A 21986-nucleotide genomic window follows, 5' to 3' on the forward strand; every position below is an offset into this window, starting at 1 on the left:
GCCGGATGCCTGCGGCCGGGTCGACCGTGCCGTGCGCGCCCTCGCCGGCTGCTGACCGGCTCGTGAGCCGCGCGGCGCTCGGAGGTCCACCTCCACCATGGCCGGGCCGCCGGCGCAAGCGGAACGGTGGACGACGGCACATGACTGCCACCTTCGTGGTGCCGCACGCCGAGGGGGCGCGGCCCGCCCCTAGCGTCGGTGACGTCGGAAGAACGTGGCGGCCGGCTGCTGCCAGAAGTGGTCATATCGGCTCTTACCAGGACGTTGACGGTCCGTTGACGGGCTGTTCTCAGGCTTGAGTTGCTCACCCGGAAGGGTGACGACGTCGGGCTCGACGCCCTGGACGCACGCGCATAGCTCACATCACTGTCGACCGGCGTCCTTCGCCGGGACCCGACTTCCTGTCGACGGCGCACAGACGCGCGCGTCGGCGTTCTCGGACCAGAGGAACGCAGCCTCGGGAGAATCCATGGAAGCAGTACAGACAGACCTTTCGCGCCGGACGCTGCTGAAATACGGCCTGTGCACCCTCGTGGTCGCGGGTGCGGGCGGCTCGGCCGTGCTCGGCTCGGCCACCCGGGCTTCCGCCACCGTGGTCAACGCCGCATTGTTCGTGGCCCATGGCGAGCGGACGATGATCGACGGGCTGGTGGTCCCGTTCGTGGGTTTCGGCAGCACCGCGGCGCGGCTGGAGCTGCCCGGCGGGCAGCTGGAGGTCCAGACCGGTGACACGGTCAACCTGGACATCGTCAACAGCTCCAGCCTGCCGGTCGGGTTCGCCATCGCCGCGTCACCGGGATTCTCGGGTGTGGACGCGGCGCCGATCGCGGCCGGCACCGGCCGCCGGGTGACGTTCACGGCCCCGAGCACGCCGGGAACGCACTTCTACGTCGGCACGGTGAGCGGCAGCGCCGACACCGGCCGCGCCCTGGGCGCCACCGGCGCGATGGTCGTCCTGCCGCGCGACGCGGCGCGCACGTCGATCGACGCCCAGTTCCCCGGCGTCCGCGCACGGGCCCGCCGCCAGCCGATGTTCGGTGTGGGTACGCCCCCGGCGATCCCGGCCTCCGTGGCGCAGGAGCGCACCTGGCTGTTCGGCGAGCTCAACCCGACCACGGCCCGGGACCTCGCCGGGGGGCGGATCAGCCTGCCCAGCGACCCCGAGCCGGAGTACTTCCTGATCAACGGCCTCAGCGGCATGCTCTCGGCCGAGGACCACCACACCAACATCAGCGGCCGCGCGGGCGGGCTGGGCCAGCCGGGCGACTCCACCCTGGTCCGGATGATCAACACCGGCCGCGCCCCACGGTCCATCCACCTGCACGGCAACCACTTCTGGGTGCTGTCGCACCCCGACACCCCGTGGATCGTCGGTGCCTTCAAGGACACCGTCACCGTCCCCCCGGGCCGCTCGGTGAGCGTCCTCGTGCCCTTGGAGGCACCGCCGGACTCCTACCCGGTCACCAACAGGGCGCAGAAGTACGTCGTCCACGACCACATCGAGATGGCCGAGACCGCCAGTGGCGGCCACTACCCGTCCGGCATGGTCTCCGAGCTCATCCTCGAATGACCCTCACCCGTCCACCGATCACTCGTACGAGCAGGGGCACACCATGGCTGGAACACTCGTCCCGATCGACCAGAACCGTCCCGCGGACCTGACCCAGGCGGTCCATTTCGGGCACAACTACCCGGAGGCGAGCCCGGAGACACCCGGGCGCGCACGACCGGACGTGTCATTCGTCCGCAAGGTCTTCAACGACAAGCTCACCTTCGCCGACGGGAATGACGTGGCGTACTGGGCGTTCAAGGACCCGAACGACGACAAGCCGTTCCCTTCCACGCCCTTGCGCCTGCGGCAGGGGCAGATCGTGCACACGACCATCGAGGCCGCGATCAATGTGCACACCATCCACCACCACGGCATCGAGCCGTCCACCTTCAACGACGGGGTCCCCGACACGTCGTTCAACGTCAGCAGCGACTACACCTACCAGTGGCGCGCCTCCCGTGCCGGCACGTTCTTCTACCACTGCCACCGCAACGCACCGCTGCACGTGCAGATGGGGATGTTCGGGTATCTGGTCATCGACCCGCCGACCGGTCCGGGGACGTTGTACGTCGGCGGACCGCGGTACGAGGTCGAGGCGCTGTGGGCGACGTACGACGTGGACCCGTTCTGGCGCAACTACAACCACGCCAGCGGGGAGAAGAACGCGATCGCCGACGGCACCCGCCTCAACCGGTTCCGGCCTCGCTACTTCACGATCAACGGCGTCGACGCACCACGGTCCCTGCGCAGCGCCAAGACCACCGTCCGGGCGCGGGTCGGTCAGCCCATCCTGCTGCGCCACCTGACCGGTGCCTACTTCCCCAACGTCGTGCGCTTCCCTGCGGCCCTCAGACCGGTCGTGCACATGTCGGACGGGGAGCCGCTGCCGGCCCCGACCCCGCTCCCGGACAACGTGCTCAGGACGACCACGGCGGAGCGGTACGACCTCATCCTGACGCCCAGCACCGCAGGCACCCACACCGTGACCTACGAGTTCCGGCACTGGCTCACCGGCGCAGTGGCCGGCACCGCCACCGCCCACGTCATCGTCACCTGACCCCTCTTCCCGAAGGACCCGCCATGCGCTCGTTCCGCACGCGCTCGACACCGGCGGTCGCCGCCGCCGTCGGGCTCGCTGTTCTGACCTCCGCCACCGCGGTCTACGCGGTCGGCCTCCAACCCGACGGCACCCACCTGCGCGCCCAGTGGACCACCGGTGGCCAGGCCTGGCTGGAGCTGGAGGACCGCAACGTCGAACCCTCCATCTGCTTCATCTGGGACCACCCGGCGCCGCAGGACGGCGACAGCTTCAGCAGCCGGATCCTCACCCGCACCGGGACCGAGGTGGTCGACCTCGGCACCGCCGACCAGTGGGTCGACGGTGCGGGCGAGGGCTGCGAGATCCCCCGTGACGACCGCTACCGCGACGTCTTCGCCAACCCCGGCAACTACGTCGTCGAGTTCGAGGTCGTGGAGAACCAGGGGACGGCGCCCACCGCCCCCGTGCGCTCCGGCCCGCTTCAGCCGGCCACCACCTGACGCCGTCGCCGGCCTCGTCGTCGCCGGCGCACCGACCGGCCACTCGGGGTTCCGAGCACGCCGCTTCCGCAGGGCGGCTGCCGGCATCTCGGCGGCGGTCGAACCTGATGCCCGCGGTGCGGGGACGATGTCTGCTCGGGGTCGACGCCGCACTCCCGCGCCAATGCACTGACGTGCACGCTCGTCCCACCTCGGTCGAGGCGCTGGCGGGCTCCCGCAGCGGCGGGAGGTCCCGCCAGCGCCTGGTGGCGCTCGCCAACGCACGGCCGCTCGCACAGCGTCCAGGGCATACCCGTGGCGCGATCTCCGGTCGGAGCCTTCACGTCCTCGACGGCCGGGGGCAGTGGGTGAACGCCAGGTAGGTCTGGTCCGGCATGGCAGGCCGCGCGGCACGGGCAGCGGACGTCTTCATGACCGTCACGTCATCCCGGCGCCAGCCCACCACGCGGCGAGGGACGCCCGGCTGCTCGTGCCGGTCCGGGCCCAGGCGCCCTCGAGGTGCTTGCGGACGGTTCGCGGGGAGATCCCCAGCTGCCGCGCCACCTGATCGTTGGTGAGACCGCGCGCGACCAGTGCGGCCACCTGCCGTTGACGTGTGGTGAGAACGGTCGCGTCCGCCGGTGCGCCCGAGGCGACCAGCGAGTCGAGCGCCGTTCGGTACGCCATGGCCGCCGCCACAGGACGTCGCAGCTCGTCCAGCGACTCCATCTCCCGGTCGGAGAAGTCGCGCGTCGGTCGCCAGAGCGAGACGAGGAGCATCGACGTCGGTGTGCGCTCCAGCAGGAGGCCTGCCTGGTAGGTGCTGCGGCGCGGCCGGAGCAGCAGGTGGTACACGTCGAGCCGCTGCAGGTCGCGGAGCGGGACGACGTCCGTGCTCCTGGACGCCGCCTGGGGTCCGCGTTGCAGGTGGTCGGCGTACGGGTGCGTGTGCAGCAGCTGCGGCCACAGGCGCATCTCCTCCTCCGTCATCGGCGACGCCCCGCGCAAGGCGACCTCCGACTGCGGGAGCTCACCCAGGCGCAGCGCGCTCACGGACAGGACGTCGGCCCCCACCGAGCGGTCGAGGAGGATCAGCAGCTGGTCGAGGACCGGCACCCCGGCTGCGACGCAGTGCGCGATCTCCGCGCACTGCGTCGCCCGCACGCTGTCCATGACTCATGGTCCGACAGCGGGTCACGCCCTGTCCGACGTATCGCGCTGCGGGCTGTCGCGCTGCCGGCCCGTGCGGACGGGGCGAGTCCAAGCGCCGTCCGCCATCGATCAACGGTCGAGATCCCGGACCAGCCGGCCCACGTGGGACGACCACGCGTGCGCGGGGGAGGTCCCCGCAGCCGACCGGGCATCCACCGCGAACGACTCTGACGTCGACTCGTCCGCGACGGCCGGCGTGTGGCTGGTCGGCACAGCCGTCCCGCACCGGTCAGCGTTGACGTAGACGGTCGGCACGAGCATGAGCCTGCCGTCGGGGAGATACCCCCCGTGCGACGCGGTGCCCACCTGCCGCAGCCGTTCGTTCACACCGTGCGCCGCTCCCCCGAACCACTGGCGCCAGTCGGTCAGCCCGTGCTCGAGGGCATACGGGCTGGGCAGGATGCGCATGCTCGTAGGGTCACCGCCGGGCCACAGGAATCCGTAGCCCGCGACGTCGTCAGGGTTCGCGGGCGCGTCCGGAGCAGGTGCGCCCGTGACGCCGACGACCCAACCGTCCTCCCCGAGGCCGTAGGCCGCGCTGCTGACGCCGCCGGGAACCACGCCCAGCCCGACGACGCTGTCCGGTGTCTCCCAGAAGGCGGCCTCGGCGTGCGCGTCCGAGAAGTCGGGACCGACACCGACGGCCCCGGCCGCCTGGCGGCGATCGTTGAGCAGCACCGCGTAGCCGTCCAGACCCACGGTCGCCATCGGCGTCGGCCGGTTCCGTGCGTCCCAGAGCGTCGGTCGCGGAACCAGCAGGTCCTCCTCGCCCGGCGGCCGTACCGCCACGACGCCGACGACGTCCCGATGGTTGTTGATGTCCCAGCCCTCGGCGATCCCCTCGTCCCCGCCCGGCAGCTCGACCGGCTCGCGGCCGAACCACGTCCACCGCAGCGCGAGTCCGCCGTCCTCCGTCCACGCCGTGCCCGCCGCCGCACCCCTGTCGTTGATACGACGGAAGTACACCTCGGCCGGCTCGACGTCCCCTGGTCCGGGATCCACCCAGGTGACCCGGCCGGTGAGCAGCTTCTGCACCCAGCCCTGCCACCGCCCGGTGTCCGGGTTGATGCTCTGCCCGTTGATGAGGCCGCTGGGGGTGAGCTCGAACGCGACGCCGGTGGGACTGCCCTCGGGGCCGACCGGCACAGGCTCTCCCTGCAGCCCGAACCACACGACGGGCTGCTGGACGTCCTCACCGTCCGCACCGACGACGATGGTCGACCCGTAGTAGACGACACCCCGTCCGCGCACCAGCTCGACGTCGACGACGAGTCCCTCCGGGACACCGTCCGGAAGCGCCAGGGTGTGCACCTCACACCGTCCGACGGCGCCGCCGTCCACCGCGCCGACCGCGGTCGGCGCGAGCGCAGTCCCCGTCCCGGCCATCGCCAGCGCGACGGCGACCGCCGCGGGGGCACGTCGTGAATGCCACATCGTCATCTCCGAGGACGCCGGGTCCCGAGGCGGTGGCGCGGTGCGCAGCCGCACGCCGGGAACATGATCGACGGCGCCGGGCAGAGCCGTCAGGCTCGATGCTCCATCCGCCGGCGCACCCGGCACAGGTGGCCGTTCGGACACCGCGTGGACGGTGCCCCGCACGCTGCCGCCCGGCGGTACCGGGCTCTGCCTCGGGCTACTGCTGGACCCCGACGACCCAGTCCTCCGCCGGCGCGGGGTAGCAGGTGCCGGGGCCACCCTCGTAGCCGTCGGCGAAGGCGCGGGTGCGCTCGAAGCCGGTGCCGTGGGCCCGGGGGTCGGTGAACGGGGTGCCGGGGACGTCACGGGCCGCGAAGACCGCCAAGGTCGCCTCGTCGAGGTCACCGGCCTCCAGGAGCCCCTGCTCCTGGACGTCCCTCGCCCACGCCCCGGCGAAGCAGTCCGCCTGCAGCTCGCGCAGGACCCCGAGCTGCTCCTGCTGCGGGAGGCGGAACTGCATGGCGTGGCCGTACTCGTGGGCGAGGACGAACGCAGCAGCGAAGTCTCCCGACGAGACGTAGTAGGGGATCATCAGGCCCGACTCGTCCCAGGCGATGAAGTCCCCGGCCGAGCAGTAGAAGGCGTTCTTCGCCGGAGCCTCCTCGCTGCCACAACGGGGACCGGGCTCCTGCTCGGGTCGGTAGTACACGAACCGGGTGGGACGGGTGTAGGTCGCGTCGAAGGTGGCGGGCAGCTCACGGGCCCAGAACTCGTCCAGCGACGCGATGACGCCCTCGAGGGTCGCCTGGTACTCCTCGTACACGAAGGCGGTGTTGGTGTCGGTCCGGATGGCCTGCGTCTGCGCCGGCGGGTCCTCGCCGAAGTCACCGGTCTCCTCGGCGTTCTGGGACTCCGCCTCCTCGATCGCGGACTGGATGTCGTCGACGATCTCCTGGGCCCGGGCACGGTTGCTGCCGTCCCCGATGCTGGTGTCGAAGCCGCAGCCCGTGAGCGCGAGGGCGGCGGCGACGACCATCACGAACGGCCGCAGACGGGGCAGGGGCGACACGGAGACCTCCAAGGACGGGTGCGCGAGCGGGAAGGGCCCACCCGAGGGAGCTGATCGCTCGCCGCGAGTGAGCCCAGGACGTGCTGCTGCACCGTCGAGGGTGACACAGGAGGCGAGATGCCACAGCCCGGACGGCTCCCCGCGCGGGCAGCGCTCGAGCGGGACACGGGGCCGTCCTCGACGTCCCCGAGGCGTCCAGAGAGCTGGTCGTCGTCACGCCGCATTGACGCGCCATGGGGGTCGCGGTCCCTTCGGTCGCCGTCCCGACACCAGTCACCGAAACGGCGGTGGACGGCGTCCGGCCGGGCTAGCGTGCGCGAGTCCGGACCTACCCCCCGACATCGCTGGAGAACGCATGCGCAGACACGGAGTACTCGGAACCCTCGCGGCCGGGCTGGCCGCTCTCGCCATCACCGTGACAGCCGCCTCACCGGCCGCCGCGATCCGTTACGGCGAGCCGGACGCCGGTGAGCACCCCTACGTGGGGTTGATGATCGCGACCGTCGACGGAGAACCCGCGTGGCGGTGCTCCGGCACGCTGGTCTCACCCACGCACTTCCTCACCGCCGGTCACTGCACCTTCGGGGCCGACGGCGCCGTCGTCTGGTTCGAGGAGGACCTGCGCGACGCGGCGGCGGTCGGCTACCCGACCGGCGGCGCGACGTCGATCACCGGCACCCCGTACACGCATCCGCAGTACGACGACGTGGCGTTCTACGAGCACGACCTCGGCCTCGTCGTCCTCGACGAGCCGGTCCTGCTGGACGAGTACGGCGCGCTGCCGCACGAGGGGTACTTCGACGACTTCTTCGTGGCTCGTGGGCAGAACCCGCAGCTGTTCACCGCCGTCGGCTACGGGCTCCAGCGCAACATGCCCGAGCCGAGCGGTCGCACGTCCGCGGAGCGCGTCCGCCTGCAGGCGACGCTGAAGATCATCAACCAGGACGCGGCCTTCGGTGAGAAGAAGGTGGGCAACTCGGTGCTGTTCACCAACAACGCCGCCGGAGGGGGGACGTGCAACGGCGACTCCGGCGGCCCCATCTTCGTCGAGGGGACCAACGTCGTCGCCGCGGTGACGTCGTTCGGGATCAACGCCCGCTGCGCCGGCACCGGCGGTGGCTACCGCGTCGACACGGCAGACGACCTGAACTGGCTCGAGCAGGAGTTCGGGCTGGTGCCCGGCGAGAACTGGTGAGACTCCCGATGACATGAGGTCGCCGCTGCCGGTGTGGCGGCGGCGCGCCGCAGAGCGACGGTTCCCATCGCGACAGGTGGGGACCGTCGCTGCGTCCGGACGCAGGCGCCTCGCCCGAGCGCCTGCGCACCGGGCGCCGACCTGCTCCGACGACCGGTGTGCCGCACCCTTCCGCGCGCGCTGGTCGCGCAAGGCGAACCCCGTCGCCGACCACGGCAGCCCTAGGGGCAGCCGAGCCTCACCGCGCGGCAGGTCCGGACGGGTCGAGCGCGAGCTCCCACCGCCACACCTGACCCTCGTCGGGGTCGACCGCCTCGCCGACGTGGACGAAGCCCAGACGTCGGAGCACGGCCGTCGACGGTCCCGGCGCCGCCAGGGTGTGAGCGACCACCAGGCGCACGTCGCCGGACTGCTCGGCCGCCGCCACGAGCCGACGAGCCGCCGCCGTCGCCACGCCGGCACCGCGGTACTCCGGCGCGACCGAGTACCCGATCTCGACGGCACCGTCCTCGGGTGGGCCGGTGAAGCCGCCGATCCCCACGACCGCGCGGTCGCGTCGATGGACGAACAGGTGCGTCGACCAGCGTGGCTCTACACCGCCGTCCAGGGTCGCCACGGCGTGCTCGAGCATGCCGTCGAACTCGACGAGGCCGGCCACCACCCTCATGCCGAAATCCCGCTCGAAGCTGCCGTCTTCCTGCAGGAGAGCCTGCAGCTGCGCCTTCGACGCCGGGACGACCGCCAGGTCGCTGTCGTCGTCCATGGATGCCTCCAGTCCGGTCCGCAGAGGGCCGCGCCCGTCGGCGGCCGGCGTGCGCCGGGTCGAGGTGCTCGTCCCACGACCGGATGCGGACCCTTCGCGCACCATAGCCAGGACGCGGCCGCCTCAGCAGGGGCCCGCCACCGCGGAGCCGGACCCGATGGTGCCGGTCGGTCGTGCGGCCACGGTCGCCCCGGTCGTCGCGGATCGACAGGCGGCTGGAGGATCGGACGCGGCCGGTCGACCCCACGCACGGCTCACCACGGACCCGAAGGAGCACCTCACCATGACGCAGGACCTCGTGGCCGTCACCGGAGCGACCGGGGCGGTCGGTGGGCAGGTCGCCCGGCACCTCGCCGAGCGCGGGACCCCGCTGCGGCTGGTCGTCCGTGACCCCGCCCGCGCGCCCCGCCTGCCCGGCTCGGACGTGCGCCGGGCCGCCTACGCTGACGCAGCCGCGGCCCGGGAGGCGCTGACCGGCGCAGCGGTCCTGCTCATGGTGTCCGGGTCGGAGAGCGCCGACCGGGTCGCGCAGCACCACACCTTCGTCCGGGCAGCCGCCGACGCCGGGGTCCGGCACATCGTCTACACGTCGTTCCTGGGCGCGGGACCCGACGCCACCTTCACGCTCGGACGGGACCACTGGGCCACCGAGGAGCGCATCCGCGCCACCGGGATGGGGTTCACCTTCCTGCGCGACAGCCTCTACCTCGACTTCCTGCCCAGCCTCGCCGGCGCCGACGGCGTCATCCGCGGCCCCGCCGGCGACGGCGTCGTCGGCGCCGTCGCGCGTGCGGACGTCGCCCGCGTCGCGGCGGCGGTCCTGCAGGACCCCGCCCCGCACACCGGAGCGACGTACGACCTCACCGGGCGCGAGGCCCTCTCGCTGGCGCAGGCGGCGCGCGTCATCACCGGGGTCACCGGCACGCCCACCCGGTACCACCCGGAGACGATCGAGGAGGCGTACGCCTCCCGCGCCCACTACGGCGCCCCTGGCTGGCAGGTCGACGCCTGGGTCTCCACCTACACCGCCATCGCCGCCGGCGAGCTCGCCGCCGTCGACGACACCGTCCACCGCCTCACCGGCACGCCCGCCCTGACCCTCGCCGAGCACCTGGCGGGATCCCGGGCGGCGTAGCGCGACGACAACGTCGATACTCGCTCCCCGACACCCCGCACGACCTAGGAGACTTCGGCATGCACACACCGTCGGTCCAGCTCTACAGCCTGCGCGACGCCGTCGCGGACGACCTCCCGGGCACGGTCGCCCGGGTCCGCGAGATCGGGTACGAGCACGTCGAGCCCTACGCCTTCGACACGAACGCCGACGCGTACGCGAAGGCGTTCGCCGACGCCGGGGTGACGGCCCCGAGCGGTCACGCCGCCGTCATCGACCGCGAGGACCCGTCCGTCGTGTTCGACGCCGCAGCGCGCCTGGGCATGGACGTCGTCATCGACCCGTTCATCCCGACCGACCGGTGGCGTACCGCCGACGACGCGACCAGGATCGCGGAGCGCGTCAACGCCCTGGCCGAGCAGGCGCGGAGCCACGGCCTGCGATTCGGCTACCACAACCACCAGTGGGAGTTCACGAACGAGGTCGACGGGCGCCCGATCTACGACCTCTTCGTCGAGCAGCTCGCGCCCGACGTCGTGCTCGAGGTCGACACCTTCTGGGCGACCGTCGGCGGCGCCGACGTGCCCGCCGTGCTCCGCTCCCTCGGCGACCGTGTCGTCGCCATCCACGTGAAGGACGGCAAGGTCACCGGCGACATCGCCACCGCGCTGCCGTCGGCCCGGAGCGCCCTGGTCGTCCCGGACGCCCTGCGGGCGGCGTACGAGGAGCAGACGCCCGCCGGCCAGGGGGACGTCGACGTCCCGGCGATCCTCGCCGCCGCGCCCCGAGCCCTCCGCGTGGTCGAGTTCGACTCCTACCAGGGGGACGTGTTCGACGGGATCGCCCAGTCCCTCGCCTGGCTGACGGAGAACGACCGGTGACCGGCCCGGTGGGGATCGGCGTCATCGGCGCCGGCAACATCTGCACCCAGTACCTGGACAACCTGACGCAGTTCGCCGACGTCGAGGTCCGCTACGTCGCCGACGTCCTGGTCGACCGGGCGACGGCGCAGGCGGAGAGGTACGGCATCGCCGCGTCCGGCCCCGTCGACGACCTGCTGGTCCGGGACGACATCCAGATCGTCGTGAACCTGACGATCCCGGCCGTGCACGCCGAGGTCGGCCAGCAGATCATCGCGGCCGGCAAGCACGTCTGGAGCGAGAAGCCCGTCGCCACCGACCGCGCCTCCGCCTCCGCGCTGCTCGACGCCGCGACGGCGGCCGGTCTGCGTGTCGCGTGCGCCCCGGACACCGTGCTCGGTGCGGGGATCCAGACCGGCCTGCGCGCGATCGCCCGGGGGGACATCGGCGAGCCGCTCACCGCGGTCACCATGTTCCACGTCCCGGGACCGGACCAGTGGCACCCGAACCCCGACTTCCTGTACGCCAGGGGTGCCGGACCGCTGTTCGACATGGGTCCCTACTACCTGACCACCCTCGTGCACGCGTTCGGGTCCGCGTCGCGGGTCCAGGCCGTGGCCTCGACGGCGCGCGACGTCCGCACGGTCGGTGCCGGACCGCGGGCGGGCGAGACCTTCCCGGTCGAGGTGCCGACCCACCACGCAGCCCTCGTCGAGTTCCGCGGCGGGCAGTCCTCGCAGACCACCCTGTCGTTCCAGCACGCGAGGCCCCGGTCCGGCTTCGTCGAGATCAACGGCACCGAGGGCACCATCTCCCTGCCGGACCCGAACTACTTCACCGGGGACTCCACGCTCTGGCGGTACGGCTCCGACGAGCCCGTCACCGTCCCGGGCGAGGGCTCCACCTGGGGACGCGGGACCGGCGTCGTCGAGCTCGCGCGGGCGATCGAGGCGGGGACCCTGGAGCGGGCGTCCGGCGAGCTCGCCTCCCACGTGCTCGACGTCATGCTCGGCATCCGGGAGGCCGCCGGGTCCGGTGAGGCCGTGGTCGTCGACTCCCAGGTCACCCCGGTACCGCCGCTCCCCGCCGACTGGGACCCGTCGGTCGCGACCCTGCGCTGACCTCGCGCGGACGTCCCGGACCGCTCGACGCGCCGGGCCGGACGACAGGAGGGGCGGCCGATCGGCCGCCCCTCCTGCGTGCTGGTCCCGCCGATCAGATGAGGTTCGCCTCGTCGCCGGGCACGGCGCCCGTCCCGCTCACCGGAGCGGTGCCCGTCCCGCTCACCGGAGTGGTGCCCGTCTCGCTCACCGGAGCGGTGACCGTGACCTCGTCCGACTCCTTCGAGTCGTCGGAGCCGCCCACCGTGGCGGCGACGGCGGCTGCTGCCGCGGCGGCCACGCCGATCCCCGCGGCGACCGCCGCCTTGGACACGCCGGCCTTGCCCGAGTCACCCTCCGACGCCGCTGCGTGCTCCACGCCGGGTGCGGTGCCGGCGCCCGGGTTGATGCTGCCGCGCCACGCTCCGGTCGCGTAGTCCTCGGACTCGATGAAGGCCTTGAAGCGCTCGAGGTCGCCCTCGGCCTGCTTCTCCACGATGTTCAGCCGGTCGCCGATCGCCTCGACGACGCCCTCCGGCTCGTACTCCAGGTGCAGGTGGACGTGCGTCTGCCCCTCGCCGGCCGGCTCGAAGGAGACCGAGCCGGCGTTGGTCGCGCCCGACGTCGCCGCCCACGACACCTTCTGGTCCGGGACCTGCTCCAGGACCTTGGCCTCCCACTGGCGACGGACGCCGGCGATCTCGGCCACCCACTCGAGCCGGTCGTCGGACAGCTGGGTGACGCTCGTGACCCCGCCCATGAACTGCGGGAACTCCTCGAACTGGGTCCACTGGTTGTAGGCCACGGTCACCGGCACGTTGACGATGACGGACTTCTCGACCTGCGTCGTCATGGGTGTCTCCCCTCTTCGGCCGGCGCGGCGGCCGGTCCTGGTGCGAGCCGCCCCGAACGGCACGGCCCTGCGGTCGAGGTCGACGCTAGGGGGAGCAAGCAGACCCTGCGACCGGGCGCAAGCCGGTGCGCCGGAACCTGGCACAGGTGTGCCAGAGGTGTTGCGTGCGCCCGCGGCGAGGACTACGACAGATCCACTCGACGACGAGATGGGGACTCATGGCGCTGGACAGGCGGAGGTTCCTCGCGCTCCTCGGGGCCGCGGCGGGTTCAGCCGCCCTCGGCGGCTGCGCGGGCTTCAGCGGCGGGCGGGACGACGGCGGCGGGGCGGCCTCGGACGACGAGATCACCTTCACGCTCTGGGCCGGTGACGCGGAGCTGGTGGCCTTCCGGGCGATCGCCCGCGACTTCGAGGCCGCGGAGGGCATCCGCGTCAAGCTCCAGCAGGTGCCCTTCGACCAGCTGCTCACCACGGTGGACGCCGGCCTGCAGGCCGGTCAGGCACCGGACGTCTTCCGGGTCACCTACACCGACCTCGGGGTCTACAGCAGCCAGGACGCCCTGCTCGACCTGAGCGACCACCTGCCCGGCGGCTACGCCGACCAGTTCCGTCCCGGGCTGTGGAGCGCCGTCACCCGCGACGGCGCGCCGTTCGGCGTCCCGCACCACACCGACACCTCGATGATCCTGGTCCGCGCCGACGCGGCGCAGCAGGCCGGGCTCACCCTGCCGACGTCCTACGACGAGGCGTGGAGCTGGGAGCAGCTCGACGAGGCGCTCGTGCGGCTCGCGGGGGTCACCGCGGCCCAGCAGTACGCCACCGGGGTCAACTGGCAGCAGTTCGGTGCCTACCGGTGGCTCAACTTCCTCGGGCAGGCAGGCGGCCGGCTGCTCACCGACGACCTGTCGGCGCCTGCGGTGGACAGCCCCGAGGGGCGCGAGGCGCTGCGGTTCACGCAGTCGTTCTTCGAGCGCGGCCTGGTCCCCCCGACCACCTCGACCAAGGGCGACTACGTCGACGAGCTCTTCATCGCGGGGACCACGGCGTCGGTCTTCGCGGGCGACTTCCTCCTGCCGGCCATCGCCGACGCCGGCTTCGACTTCGGCGCGACGTTCCTGCCCCGCAACCGCGACGTGACGGCCGAGCTCGGCGGCAACGCCGTGGTCGCGACCGCGGACTCCCCCCGCGCCGAGCAGGCCGCTCTCTTCCTGCAGTACCTGGCCTCCCAGGAGCAGATGGCGCGCTTCTGCGAGGCGACGACGGTGCTGCCGACGCGCACCGACCTCGCCGGCGGGGACCTGGAGTACCAGGTCCGGCCCGACCTGATGGAGCTGTTCGTCGCCCAGTCCGAGGCGATCACCGAGGACATCGTCGAGCAGACGACGGTGCCCTCGTTCAACGAGATCAACGCCGCGCTCGTCGAGCAGCTGGAGCGCGCGTTCGTGGGCAGGGTCGACGCCGAGGCGGTGCTCGCAGACCTGTCGGCCGACATCGAGCGCGCGCTCGCTCCGTGAGCACCGCCACGGCGGCACGCGACCGGACGACGCAGCGGCTGCGTCCGGCCGGCCGGCGGCGAGGGCTGCGCCGACGCGGGGCCGCGACGGCGTACGCCCTGCTCGCGCCCAACCTCGTGCTGTTCGGGCTCTTCCTGCTCCTGCCGCTGGTGCTCACCGTCGCCCTCGGCTTCCAGGAGACCAGCGGCTTCGGCGTCGGCCGGTGGATCGGCCTGGGCAACTACGAGCGGATGGCCGCCGACGACGTCTTCTGGCGCTCCGCGGTCAACACGGTCGTCTTCGCCGCGGTGACCGTGCCGCTGACCCTGGTCGGCGGTCTGGGACTGGCTCTCCTGCTCGACCGGCCCATCCGGGGCCGGACGCTGTTCCGCTCCCTGTTCTACCTGCCGTACGTCCTGTCCGGCGTGGTCGTCGCGCTGCTCGGCCGCTGGATCTTCAACGAGAACGTCGGCGTGGTGAACAAGGTGCTGCGCGCGCTCGGCGGCGACGGCGTCCCCTGGCAGTCGTCGGGCGCACCGGCGATGGCCTCGATCATCGCCATGGTCGTCTGGCAGTCGCTCGGCTTCTGCATGGTCATCTACCTGGCCGGGCTCCAAGGCATCCCGCGCGAGCGGTACGAGGCCGCCCGGGTCGACGGGGCGACGGGCTGGCAGATCGTCCGGTACGTGACCGTCCCCGGCCTGCGGCAGACGACGTTCTTCCTGACCGTGCTCATGGTCATCCAGAGCTTCCAGGTGTTCGACGTCGTCTTCGTCCTCACCGGCGGCGGCCCGGGGGTGTCCACCGAGCTGCTGGTCACCTACGCCTACCGGCAGGGCTTCGGCGCCCGGCAGCAGGGCTACGCCTCGGCGATCGGCGTGGTGATGTTCGTCGTCGTCCTGGCGTTCACGGTGCTGTGGTGGCGCTCGCAGCGCGACACCGAGGCGGACACGTGAGCACCGGGGCCGCTCAGCGGACAGCCGGGACGACCGCCCGGCGGGCCGCACCGCCGGCACGCCCGGGCCGGTCGCGTCCCGGCTGGGGACGAGCCGCGCTCCTGGCCGTGGTCGCGCTGTTCCTGCTCTTCCCCCTCTACTGGCTCGTCGCCACCGCTCTCGCCCCGCGCGGGGACCTGCAGGGCAGCGAGCTGCGGCTGTGGCCGTCGACGATCGACCTGTCGAACTTCAGCCGGCCGCTGACGGCGCTGCCGTTCGGCAGCTGGTACGTGAACTCGGCCGCGATCGCGGTCGTGGCGGTCCTGATCACCGTGGTGGTCAACCTGCTGGCCGGCTTCGTGCTGGCCAAGATGGAGTTCCGTGGCCGCAACGTCGTCTTCCTGGTCCTGCTCGCGACGCTGATGATCCCCGTGCAGGTGGTGATGATCCCGCAGTTCCGCATCGTCGCCGAGCTCGGCTGGCTCAACACCTACTGGGCGGTGATCATCCCGCGAGCCGCCGAGGCCTTCGGCGTCTTCCTGGCGCGGCAGTTCATGCTCTCCATCCCCGACGACCTGCTCGACGCCGCCCGGCTGGACGGCGCGTCGGCGTTCCGGATCTTCCGCAGCGTCGTCCTGCCGCTGTCCAAGCCGCTGATCGCCGTCCTGGTGATCTTCACCTTCATGTACCGCTGGAACGAGCTGGGGTGGCCGCTGATCGTGCTGCGCGACCCCGCGCTGTACACGGTCCCGGTCGGGCTGGCCTTCCTCCAGGGCCAGTACACGACGGACTACTCGGCGCTGATGTCGATGGCCCTGCTGTCCACCCTGCCGATGGTGCTCGTCTTCGCGGTCTTCCAGCGCTACCTCGTCGAGGGGATCGCCACCACCGGCCTGAAGTGACCTGCGCACGGCGACCGTCGTTCGCGCCAAGTGCTGACCGATGCCACGCTGGCAGGCCCGGGGCCGTCACCCCGACACCGGTCCTGACCTCGCCGGCCGCGCGGTCCTGACAGACGGGCTCTTGCGATGGACGTCGTCGACCTCTCGCGGTTCCAGTTCGCCTCGACCAGCATCTTCCACTTCTTCTTCGTCTCGCTGACCGTCGGCCTGTCGTTCGTCATCGCGATCATGGAGACCTTCGCCTTCTTCAAGAAGGACCGGGGGGACGTCTACGACCGGATGACCAACTTCTTCGGCCACCTGTTCCTCATCAACTTCGCGGTGGGGGTCGTCACCGGCATCGTCCAGGAGTTCCAGTTCGGGATGAACTGGAGCGAGTACTCGCGCTTCGTCGGCAACATCTTCGGCGTGCCACTGGCGCTCGAGGTGCTCATGGCGTTCTTCCTGGAGAGCACGTTCATCGCGCTGTGGTGGTTCGGCAAGGACCGGCTGCGGCCGTGGATGCGGCTGGGCAGCATCTGGCTCGTCGCGATCGGCACCCAGATCAGCGCCTTCTGGATCGTGCTGGCCAACGCCTGGATGCACCACCCGGTCGGGTACGAGGTGGTCGACGGGCGCGCCGTCCTGACGGACTTCTCCGCCGTGGTCTTCAACTACAAGGCGCTGCTGTACTTCGCGCACGTCCAGGGCAGCGCCTGGACGATCGCCGGCTTCTTCGTCCTGGGGATCTCGGCCTACCACCTGCTGCGGGGTCGCGGGGTCGACGTCTTCTCCCGGTCGCTGCGCATCGCGCTCGTCGTGGCCGCGGTGGGGACCGTCTTCTCCGCCACCAGCGGCCACCGCGAGGCGCAGGTGGCGCGGGTGGACCAGCCGATGAAGTTCGCCGCCATGGAGGCGCAGTGGGAGACCTCGGACTCCCCCGCGCCGTGGTCCCTGGTCGCGGTCATCGACGAGGACGGGCAGCGGAACCCCTTCTCGGTCGAGATCCCGTACGTGGGATCGATCCTGGCCTACAACAGCCTGGAGGGCCGCTACGAAGGGCTCGTCCCGCTCAACGAGGAGTACCAGGAGCTCTACGGCGAGGGCGACTACGTCCCGCCGGTGACGCCGATCTACTGGTCGTTCCGGCTCATGGTGGCGATCGGGTCCCTGCTGCTGCTCGCGTCGTTCGCGGGCCTGTTCCTGTGGTGGCGGCGGCGTGAGCGGCTGGACCGCACCCGCTGGTACCTGCGCGCCCTGGTGCTGCTCATCCCCCTGCCGTGGATCGCGAACTTCGCGGGCTGGATCGTCACGGAGATGGGACGCCAGCCGTTCATGGTCTACGGCCTGCTCACGGTGCAGGAGGGGGTCAGCGCCAACACCGTCGGGGAGGTCCTGGCCGGGCTGATCGGGCTGTGGGTCGTCTACCTCGCCCTGATCAGCCTGGACGTCTTCCTCCTGACGGTCACGGCCCGGGCCGGCATCGACCACAAGCCCGACAAGCAGATCCTCGCCGCCCCCGCGCCGAACTACGCCGGCGAGGGCTTCCAGGACTACGACCGGAAGGCATGAGCGATGGACCTGGTCGTGCTGTGGTTCTGGCTCATCGCGCTGACGTTCACCCTCTACTTCTTCCTCGAGGGCTTCGACTTCGGCGTCGACATCCTGCGTCCCCTCCTGGCGCGCAACGAGGCCGAGGAGCGTGCGCTGACCGGCACCATCGGGCCGTTCTGGGACGGCAACGAGGTGTGGGTGATCGCCGCCGCCGGTCTGATGTTCTCCACGTTCCCGGTCTGGTACGGCGCGGTGTTCAGCGGCATGTACCCGGTGTTCGTCGTCATCCTGCTGTGCCTGCTCCTGCGCGGGGTCGCGTTCGAGTACCGCAACCAGGTCGACCAGCAGCGCTGGCGCGACCTGTGGGACTGGATGTCGTTCGGCGGCAGCGCCATCCCGTCGTTCCTGTGGGGTCTGGTCATGGCCAAGCTGATCGAGGGTCTGCCGCTCAACGCCGACGCCCGGGTCGAGGGCGGCATCGGTGAGCTCTTCACGCCGTTCTCCGTGGTCGGTGGCATCGCCTCGCTGCTGGCGTTCACCCTGCACGGCGCGAACTTCCTGCTGCTGCGCCTGCACGTCGACACCCCGCTGTACGACCGCGCGCGTCGCGCCGCACTCCGGTGGGGCGCCCTGGCGACGGTGGCCATCCTCGCCTTCGTCATCATGGGCTACGTCACCGAGGGGCTCTTCGAGAGCTTCGGGATCCTGCCGTGGGTGTTCCCCGCGGCCGCCTTCCTCACGCTGACCTCGATCTGGTTCGCGCTCTCCCGCCGGCGGGACGCGCTCGCCTTCGTCATGAGCGGCCTGACCATCGTCTTCTCGACCGTCACGGTCTTCATCGCCCTGTTCACCCGCGACGTCGTGCTGCCGTCCACGCTCGACCCGGCCCTCAGCCTGACGCTCCAGGGGTCGGCCAGCCAGCACTACACCCTGGTGCTCATGACGTGGGTCGGCGGCATCTTCCTGCCGCTGATCATCGGCTACCAGGTGTGGAACTACTACGTCTTCCGGGAGCGGGTGCGCCCCGACGAGGGTGCCCTGACGCACGGCTACTGATGGCCGGCGCCGCCACCGGGCGACTGCTCCGGGACCCCGCCGTCCGGGGCCTGATGCGCGGGTGCGCCCTCCTCGCCGCCGCGGTCGCCGCGCTGCTGGTGGTGCAGTGGGCGTGCGTGGCCGCCGTGGTGGTCGCCGTGGTGTCCGACGGGGCCGAGCCCCGGGACGTCGTCGTGCCCGTCGTGGGAGCCCTCGCGGCGTGGTGGGCGCGCGGGCACCTCGCGGCCCTGCGGGACGTGCGGGGTGCCCGGGCGTCCTCGGCCCTGCGGGCGCGGCTGCGCCGGGACCTCGTGGACGGTCTGCTGCGGCTCGGCCCCGACGTCTCGGCGCGGTCGCGGGCGGGCGAGCTCGTCACCACGGCGACGCACGGCGTCGGGATGCTGGACCCGCTCGTGGCCCGCTGGGTGCCGGCCGCGGCGTCGGCCGCCGTGGTCAGCCCGCTGCTGGCCGTGGTGCTGCTCGTGCTCGACCCCCTCAGCGGCGTCGTCGTCGTGCTCACCGGCCCGCTGATCGTGGTGCTGATGTGGCTGATCGGGACGCGCACCGCCGAGGCGGCGGACGCGCGCTGGGAGACGCTCGGCCGGCTGGGCGCCCTCCTGGTCGACACGGTGCGCGTCCTGCCGACCCTCGTCGCCTACCGGCGGGCGCCCGGCGCCGTCGGCTGGCTGGGGCAGGTCAGCGAGGCGTACCGGGTAACGACCATGCGCGTGCTGCGGACGGCGTTCCTGTCGGGCTTCGTGCTGGAGTTCGGCGCCACGCTGGCGACGGCGCTCGTGGCGGTGACGGTCGGGGTCCGCCTGTTCGAGGGGCACCTGGACTTCTCGCGCGCCCTGCTGGTCCTGCTGCTCACCCCCGAATTCTTCGCGCCCCTGCGCACGCTCGGCGCCGAGCACCACGCGCGGCTGGAGGGGGTGCCCGCGGCCGAGCGCGTGCTCGGGCTGCTGGACACCACCGCCCGGGTCGCCGGGACGGCCGTCCCCGCGACGGCCGTCCCCGACGTCGACCTGCGCGGCGTCGTGCTGCGGTACGGCGGACGCAGCGTGCTCGCCGGTGTCGACCTGCGCCTGGCACCCGGCTCGCGGACCACTCTGGTCGGCCCGAGCGGGGCCGGCAAGACGAGTGTCGCCCGGGTGGTCCTCGGCCTCGCCGCGCCGGACGCCGGGGAGGTCCTCGTCGACGGCGTCCCGCTGTCCCTGCTGGAGCCGGACGCCTGGCGGGCGCGGGTCGCCTACGTGCCCGAGCGGCCCTGGCTCTCCCCGGGCACCGTGGCGGAGAACGTCCGGCTGGGACGCCCGGACGCGAGCGACGCGGACGTCGCCGAGGCCCTGCGGCGTGCCGGTGCGACGGCGTTCGTGTCCGAGCTGCCGCGGGGCTGGGACACCCCGCTCGGGGAGGACGGCGCGCTGCTGTCCGGCGGCGAGCGGCTGCGCGTCGCGCTCGCCCGGGCGTTCGTCAAGGACGCGGCACTGGTCGTCCTGGACGAGCCGACGTCGCAGCTGGACGCGCAGACCGAGCGGGCCGTGCGCGCCGCCGTGGACCGGCTCGCCGTCGGACGCACGCTGCTGACCATCACCCACCGACCGGAGCACGGCGACCCGTCCCGGCAGGTCCGGCTCGTCGACGGCCGGGTCGTGGAGGAGCCGGCCGCGTCCGTGGTGGTGACGCCGTGACGTCCGGGGCACGCGACGGACGGACGGGCCCGACCCGGGCCATCCTGCGGCTCGTGGACCGCCGGCGCGCGGCCCTCGGCGTCGCCCTGGGGGCCGGCACCGTGCTCAGCGGGACGGCGCTGCTGGCGGTGTCCGGGGCGCTCATCACCCGGGCGTCCCAGCACCCCGAGGACCTGTTCGTGCTCCTGCCGCTCATCACCAGCGTCCGCCTGTTCGGGATCTCCCGCGCGGCGCTGCGGTACGCCGAGCGTCTCGTCTCGCACGACGTGACGCTGCGACTCGTGGGCTCGGTGCGGGACCGCCTGCTCAGGGCCCTCGTCCCGCTCGCGCCGGCCGCCCTGTCCGGCGCGCGCAGCGGCGAGCTGCTGGGGCGCATCCGGGCCGACGTGGACGAGCTGCAGGGCGCCGTCGTGCGCCTGCTCGCACCGGCGGTCGTGGCGCTGCTGGCCGGCGGCCTGGCCGTGGCCGCGGTGGCCCTGGTGTCCCCCGGGCTCGCGGCCGTCCACGCGGTCCTGCTCACCGTGCTCGGTGTCGCCGTGCCCCTGTGGACCCGTCACCGCAGCCGGCACACCGTCACGGCCGCCGCTCGCGCGGAGGAGGCCTTCGGGTCCGACCTGCTGGACCTCGTGCGGGGCATGGCCGACCACCTCTCGGGCGACGGCGGGCGCACGGCCACCGCGACCCTGCGCGGGCACATCGCCGCCCAGGGCGAGGCGGAGCACGCCCAGGCCCGCACCACGAGGACCGCCGTCCTGCTGCGCGAGCTGGTCCCGGGCGTCGGCGTGGTGGCGGCGCTCTGGCTCGTCGGCTCGGACGTGGCCGACGGGCGCACCCACCCGGCGCTGCTGGCGGCGGCGGCGCTCGCCGTCCTGGGGTCGTTCGAGGCGGTCGCCGGGCTGGGCGCCGCCTGGACCACCGCCGAGGCCGTGCGCGCCGCCGCGCACCGCGTCCAGGCGCTGCAGGACCTCCGGCCGGCGGTCACCGACCCGCACGACCCGCAGGACCTCCCGCCCGGCACGGAGCTGCGTCTCGAGCACGTCACGTTCACCTATCCCGGTGCCCGGCGCCCCGCCCTGCTGGACCTGGACCTGACCGTGGCGCCGGGCGACAAGGTGGCGCTGTGCGGCGTCAGCGGCGCCGGGAAGAGCACCGTGCTGTCCCTGGCGATGCGCAGCCGGGACCCGGACGCCGGCCGGGTCACGCTCGGCGGCGTGGACGTGCGCCGGCTGGCGCTCGACGACGTCCGGCGCCAATTCGCCTGGGCGCCGCAGTCGCCGCAGGTCCTCGGGGGGACGCTGGCCGGCAACCTCCGGCTGGCCGGCGACGACGTCACCGATCACGACCTGACCACGGTGCTGGTCCACCTCGGCCTCGGCGACGTCCTGGGCGCCGTGGGTCCGGACGGCTGGATCGGCGAGTCCGGCGACCGGCTGTCGGCCGGGGAGCGGGCGCGGCTCGGCCTGGCGCGCGCACTCCTGAGCGACGCCCCGGTGCTGCTCGTGGACGAGCCCACCGCGCACCTGGACCGGCCGCTGGCCGCTCACGTCATGCGCGTCCTGGCCGCCGACCCCCGCAGCGTCCTGGTGGTGAGCCACGACACCGAGCTCCTCGACGCCACCTGGCGACGCGTGGACGTCGTCCGACCGCTCGTCGACGTCGACCCGGCGCCTGCAGCCGGCGCCCGCGCACCCGAGGTGCACGTGCCGGACGCGCACGGCACCTGAGGTCGCGCGTGACGTCGTACC

The 21986-nt window shown here is 72.7% G+C and carries 19 protein-coding genes; 14 read left to right on the plus strand and 5 right to left on the minus strand.

Annotated features, from left to right (window positions below; genetic code table 11):
• The first annotated feature begins 469 nt into the window (after nucleotides 1–469).
• The 3 genes from CAE01nite_RS09000 to CAE01nite_RS09010 are packed head-to-tail and all read left to right on the plus strand — an operon-like array spanning nucleotide 470 to nucleotide 3091.
• On the plus strand, nucleotides 470–1570 hold the full coding sequence (locus CAE01nite_RS09000) for a multicopper oxidase domain-containing protein (RefSeq protein ID WP_146903031.1): 1101 nt from the start codon (nucleotides 470–472) through the stop codon (nucleotides 1568–1570).
• 43 nt (nucleotides 1571–1613) lie between these two features.
• Nucleotides 1614–2609, plus strand: a complete 996-nt coding sequence (locus CAE01nite_RS09005; RefSeq protein WP_146903034.1) for a multicopper oxidase domain-containing protein — start codon at nucleotides 1614–1616, stop codon at nucleotides 2607–2609.
• Between the two features lie 23 nt (nucleotides 2610–2632).
• Nucleotides 2633–3091 carry a hypothetical protein gene (locus CAE01nite_RS09010; RefSeq protein WP_146903037.1) on the plus strand — a complete coding sequence of 153 codons (459 nt, stop codon included), beginning with the start codon at nucleotides 2633–2635 and terminating at the stop codon, nucleotides 3089–3091.
• A 417-nt stretch (nucleotides 3092–3508) separates the two neighbouring features.
• On the opposite strand, the gene CAE01nite_RS09015 is transcribed toward CAE01nite_RS09010, so the two are convergent.
• From CAE01nite_RS09015 to CAE01nite_RS09025, 3 genes are all read right to left on the minus strand, one after another.
• Nucleotides 3509–4243, minus strand: a complete 735-nt coding sequence (locus CAE01nite_RS09015) for a helix-turn-helix transcriptional regulator (RefSeq protein ID WP_146903039.1) — start codon at nucleotides 4241–4243, stop codon at nucleotides 3509–3511.
• A gap of 108 nt (nucleotides 4244–4351) precedes the next feature.
• On the minus strand, nucleotides 4352–5716 hold the full coding sequence (locus CAE01nite_RS09020) for a hypothetical protein (RefSeq protein WP_146903042.1): 1365 nt from the start codon (nucleotides 5714–5716) through the stop codon (nucleotides 4352–4354).
• A 199-nt stretch (nucleotides 5717–5915) separates the two neighbouring features.
• Nucleotides 5916–6767 (minus strand): neutral zinc metallopeptidase, encoded by an 852-nt coding sequence (locus tag CAE01nite_RS09025; protein WP_146903045.1) that lies wholly within the window; start codon nucleotides 6765–6767, stop codon nucleotides 5916–5918.
• Nucleotides 6768–7122: 355 nt separating this feature from the next.
• Between CAE01nite_RS09025 and CAE01nite_RS09030 the strand changes: the two genes are divergently transcribed.
• Entirely contained in the window at nucleotides 7123–7962 is an 840-nt protein-coding gene (locus CAE01nite_RS09030) for a S1 family peptidase (protein WP_146903048.1), read from the plus strand.
• A 238-nt stretch (nucleotides 7963–8200) separates the two neighbouring features.
• Here CAE01nite_RS09030 and CAE01nite_RS09035 read toward each other — a convergent pair whose 3' ends face one another.
• A complete protein-coding gene (locus CAE01nite_RS09035) occupies nucleotides 8201–8725 on the minus strand; it encodes a GNAT family N-acetyltransferase (protein WP_222595866.1) in 525 nt (174 codons plus the stop codon).
• Between the two features lie 283 nt (nucleotides 8726–9008).
• Between CAE01nite_RS09035 and CAE01nite_RS09040 the strand changes: the two genes are divergently transcribed.
• The 3 genes from CAE01nite_RS09040 to CAE01nite_RS09050 are packed head-to-tail and all read left to right on the plus strand — an operon-like array spanning nucleotide 9009 to nucleotide 11820.
• Nucleotides 9009–9860: an NAD(P)H-binding protein gene (locus tag CAE01nite_RS09040; protein WP_146903051.1), complete on the plus strand. Its 852-nt coding sequence runs from the start codon at nucleotides 9009–9011 to the stop codon at nucleotides 9858–9860.
• Between the two features lie 59 nt (nucleotides 9861–9919).
• Nucleotides 9920–10720 (plus strand): sugar phosphate isomerase/epimerase family protein, encoded by an 801-nt coding sequence (locus CAE01nite_RS09045; protein ID WP_146903054.1) that lies wholly within the window; start codon nucleotides 9920–9922, stop codon nucleotides 10718–10720.
• A complete protein-coding gene (locus tag CAE01nite_RS09050; RefSeq protein ID WP_146903057.1) occupies nucleotides 10717–11820 on the plus strand; it encodes a Gfo/Idh/MocA family protein in 1104 nt (367 codons plus the stop codon). Before CAE01nite_RS09045 ends, CAE01nite_RS09050 begins: the two co-directional genes overlap by 4 nt.
• A 94-nt stretch (nucleotides 11821–11914) precedes the next feature.
• Here CAE01nite_RS09050 and CAE01nite_RS09055 read toward each other — a convergent pair whose 3' ends face one another.
• Nucleotides 11915–12652, minus strand: coding sequence for an SRPBCC family protein (locus tag CAE01nite_RS09055; protein WP_146903060.1), 738 nt, complete (start codon nucleotides 12650–12652; stop codon nucleotides 11915–11917).
• A gap of 218 nt (nucleotides 12653–12870) precedes the next feature.
• Between CAE01nite_RS09055 and CAE01nite_RS09060 the strand changes: the two genes are divergently transcribed.
• The 7 genes from CAE01nite_RS09060 to cydC all read left to right on the plus strand — a co-directional run bounded on the left by CAE01nite_RS09060 (nucleotide 12871) and on the right by cydC (nucleotide 21965).
• Nucleotides 12871–14166: an ABC transporter substrate-binding protein gene (locus CAE01nite_RS09060; protein WP_146903062.1), complete on the plus strand. Its 1296-nt coding sequence runs from the start codon at nucleotides 12871–12873 to the stop codon at nucleotides 14164–14166.
• Nucleotides 14163–15101, plus strand: coding sequence for a carbohydrate ABC transporter permease (locus CAE01nite_RS09065; protein WP_246131105.1), 939 nt, complete (start codon nucleotides 14163–14165; stop codon nucleotides 15099–15101). Before CAE01nite_RS09060 ends, CAE01nite_RS09065 begins: the two co-directional genes overlap by 4 nt.
• A complete protein-coding gene (locus CAE01nite_RS09070) occupies nucleotides 15098–15982 on the plus strand; it encodes a carbohydrate ABC transporter permease (RefSeq protein ID WP_246131106.1) in 885 nt (294 codons plus the stop codon). Before CAE01nite_RS09065 ends, CAE01nite_RS09070 begins: the two co-directional genes overlap by 4 nt.
• Before the next feature lie 126 nt (nucleotides 15983–16108).
• The gene (locus CAE01nite_RS09075) at nucleotides 16109–17533 is read left to right on the plus strand and encodes a cytochrome ubiquinol oxidase subunit I (RefSeq protein WP_146903065.1); all 1425 of its coding nucleotides are present in this window, start codon (nucleotides 16109–16111) and stop codon (nucleotides 17531–17533) included.
• Between the two features lie 3 nt (nucleotides 17534–17536).
• Entirely contained in the window at nucleotides 17537–18571 is a 1035-nt protein-coding gene (gene cydB, locus CAE01nite_RS09080) for a cytochrome d ubiquinol oxidase subunit II (RefSeq protein WP_146903068.1), read from the plus strand.
• On the plus strand, nucleotides 18571–20241 hold the full coding sequence (gene cydD, locus CAE01nite_RS09085) for a thiol reductant ABC exporter subunit CydD (RefSeq protein ID WP_146903070.1): 1671 nt from the start codon (nucleotides 18571–18573) through the stop codon (nucleotides 20239–20241). The genes cydB and cydD overlap by 1 nt, the downstream gene beginning before the upstream one ends.
• A complete protein-coding gene (gene cydC / locus CAE01nite_RS09090) occupies nucleotides 20238–21965 on the plus strand; it encodes a thiol reductant ABC exporter subunit CydC (RefSeq protein WP_146903073.1) in 1728 nt (575 codons plus the stop codon). Before cydD ends, cydC begins: the two co-directional genes overlap by 4 nt.
• The last annotated feature ends 21 nt before the right edge of the window (nucleotides 21966–21986 follow it).

Origin of the sequence: Cellulomonas aerilata (assembly GCF_007991755.1) — a bacterium.
Lineage (GTDB): Bacteria > Actinomycetota > Actinomycetes > Actinomycetales > Cellulomonadaceae > Pengzhenrongella > Pengzhenrongella aerilata.

Bases quoted from the DNA above. Each gene is read 5' to 3' on its own strand.
- CAE01nite_RS09000 (WP_146903031.1), top strand. From the start codon at position 470: ATGGAAGCAGTACAGACAGACCTTTCGCGCCGGACGCTGCTGAAATAC.
- CAE01nite_RS09005 (WP_146903034.1), top strand. From the start codon at position 1,614: ATGGCTGGAACACTCGTCCCGATCGACCAGAACCGTCCCGCGGACCTG.
- CAE01nite_RS09010 (WP_146903037.1), top strand. From the start codon at position 2,633: ATGCGCTCGTTCCGCACGCGCTCGACACCGGCGGTCGCCGCCGCCGTC.
- CAE01nite_RS09015 (WP_146903039.1), bottom strand. From the start codon at position 4,243: ATGGACAGCGTGCGGGCGACGCAGTGCGCGGAGATCGCGCACTGCGTC.
- CAE01nite_RS09020 (WP_146903042.1), bottom strand. From the start codon at position 5,716: ATGTGGCATTCACGACGTGCCCCCGCGGCGGTCGCCGTCGCGCTGGCG.
- CAE01nite_RS09030 (WP_146903048.1), top strand. From the start codon at position 7,123: ATGCGCAGACACGGAGTACTCGGAACCCTCGCGGCCGGGCTGGCCGCT.
- CAE01nite_RS09035 (WP_222595866.1), bottom strand. From the start codon at position 8,725: ATGGACGACGACAGCGACCTGGCGGTCGTCCCGGCGTCGAAGGCGCAG.
- CAE01nite_RS09040 (WP_146903051.1), top strand. From the start codon at position 9,009: ATGACGCAGGACCTCGTGGCCGTCACCGGAGCGACCGGGGCGGTCGGT.
- CAE01nite_RS09045 (WP_146903054.1), top strand. From the start codon at position 9,920: ATGCACACACCGTCGGTCCAGCTCTACAGCCTGCGCGACGCCGTCGCG.
- CAE01nite_RS09055 (WP_146903060.1), bottom strand. From the start codon at position 12,652: ATGACGACGCAGGTCGAGAAGTCCGTCATCGTCAACGTGCCGGTGACC.
- CAE01nite_RS09060 (WP_146903062.1), top strand. From the start codon at position 12,871: ATGGCGCTGGACAGGCGGAGGTTCCTCGCGCTCCTCGGGGCCGCGGCG.
- CAE01nite_RS09075 (WP_146903065.1), top strand. From the start codon at position 16,109: ATGGACGTCGTCGACCTCTCGCGGTTCCAGTTCGCCTCGACCAGCATC.
- cydB (WP_146903068.1), top strand. From the start codon at position 17,537: ATGGACCTGGTCGTGCTGTGGTTCTGGCTCATCGCGCTGACGTTCACC.
- cydD (WP_146903070.1), top strand. From the start codon at position 18,571: ATGGCCGGCGCCGCCACCGGGCGACTGCTCCGGGACCCCGCCGTCCGG.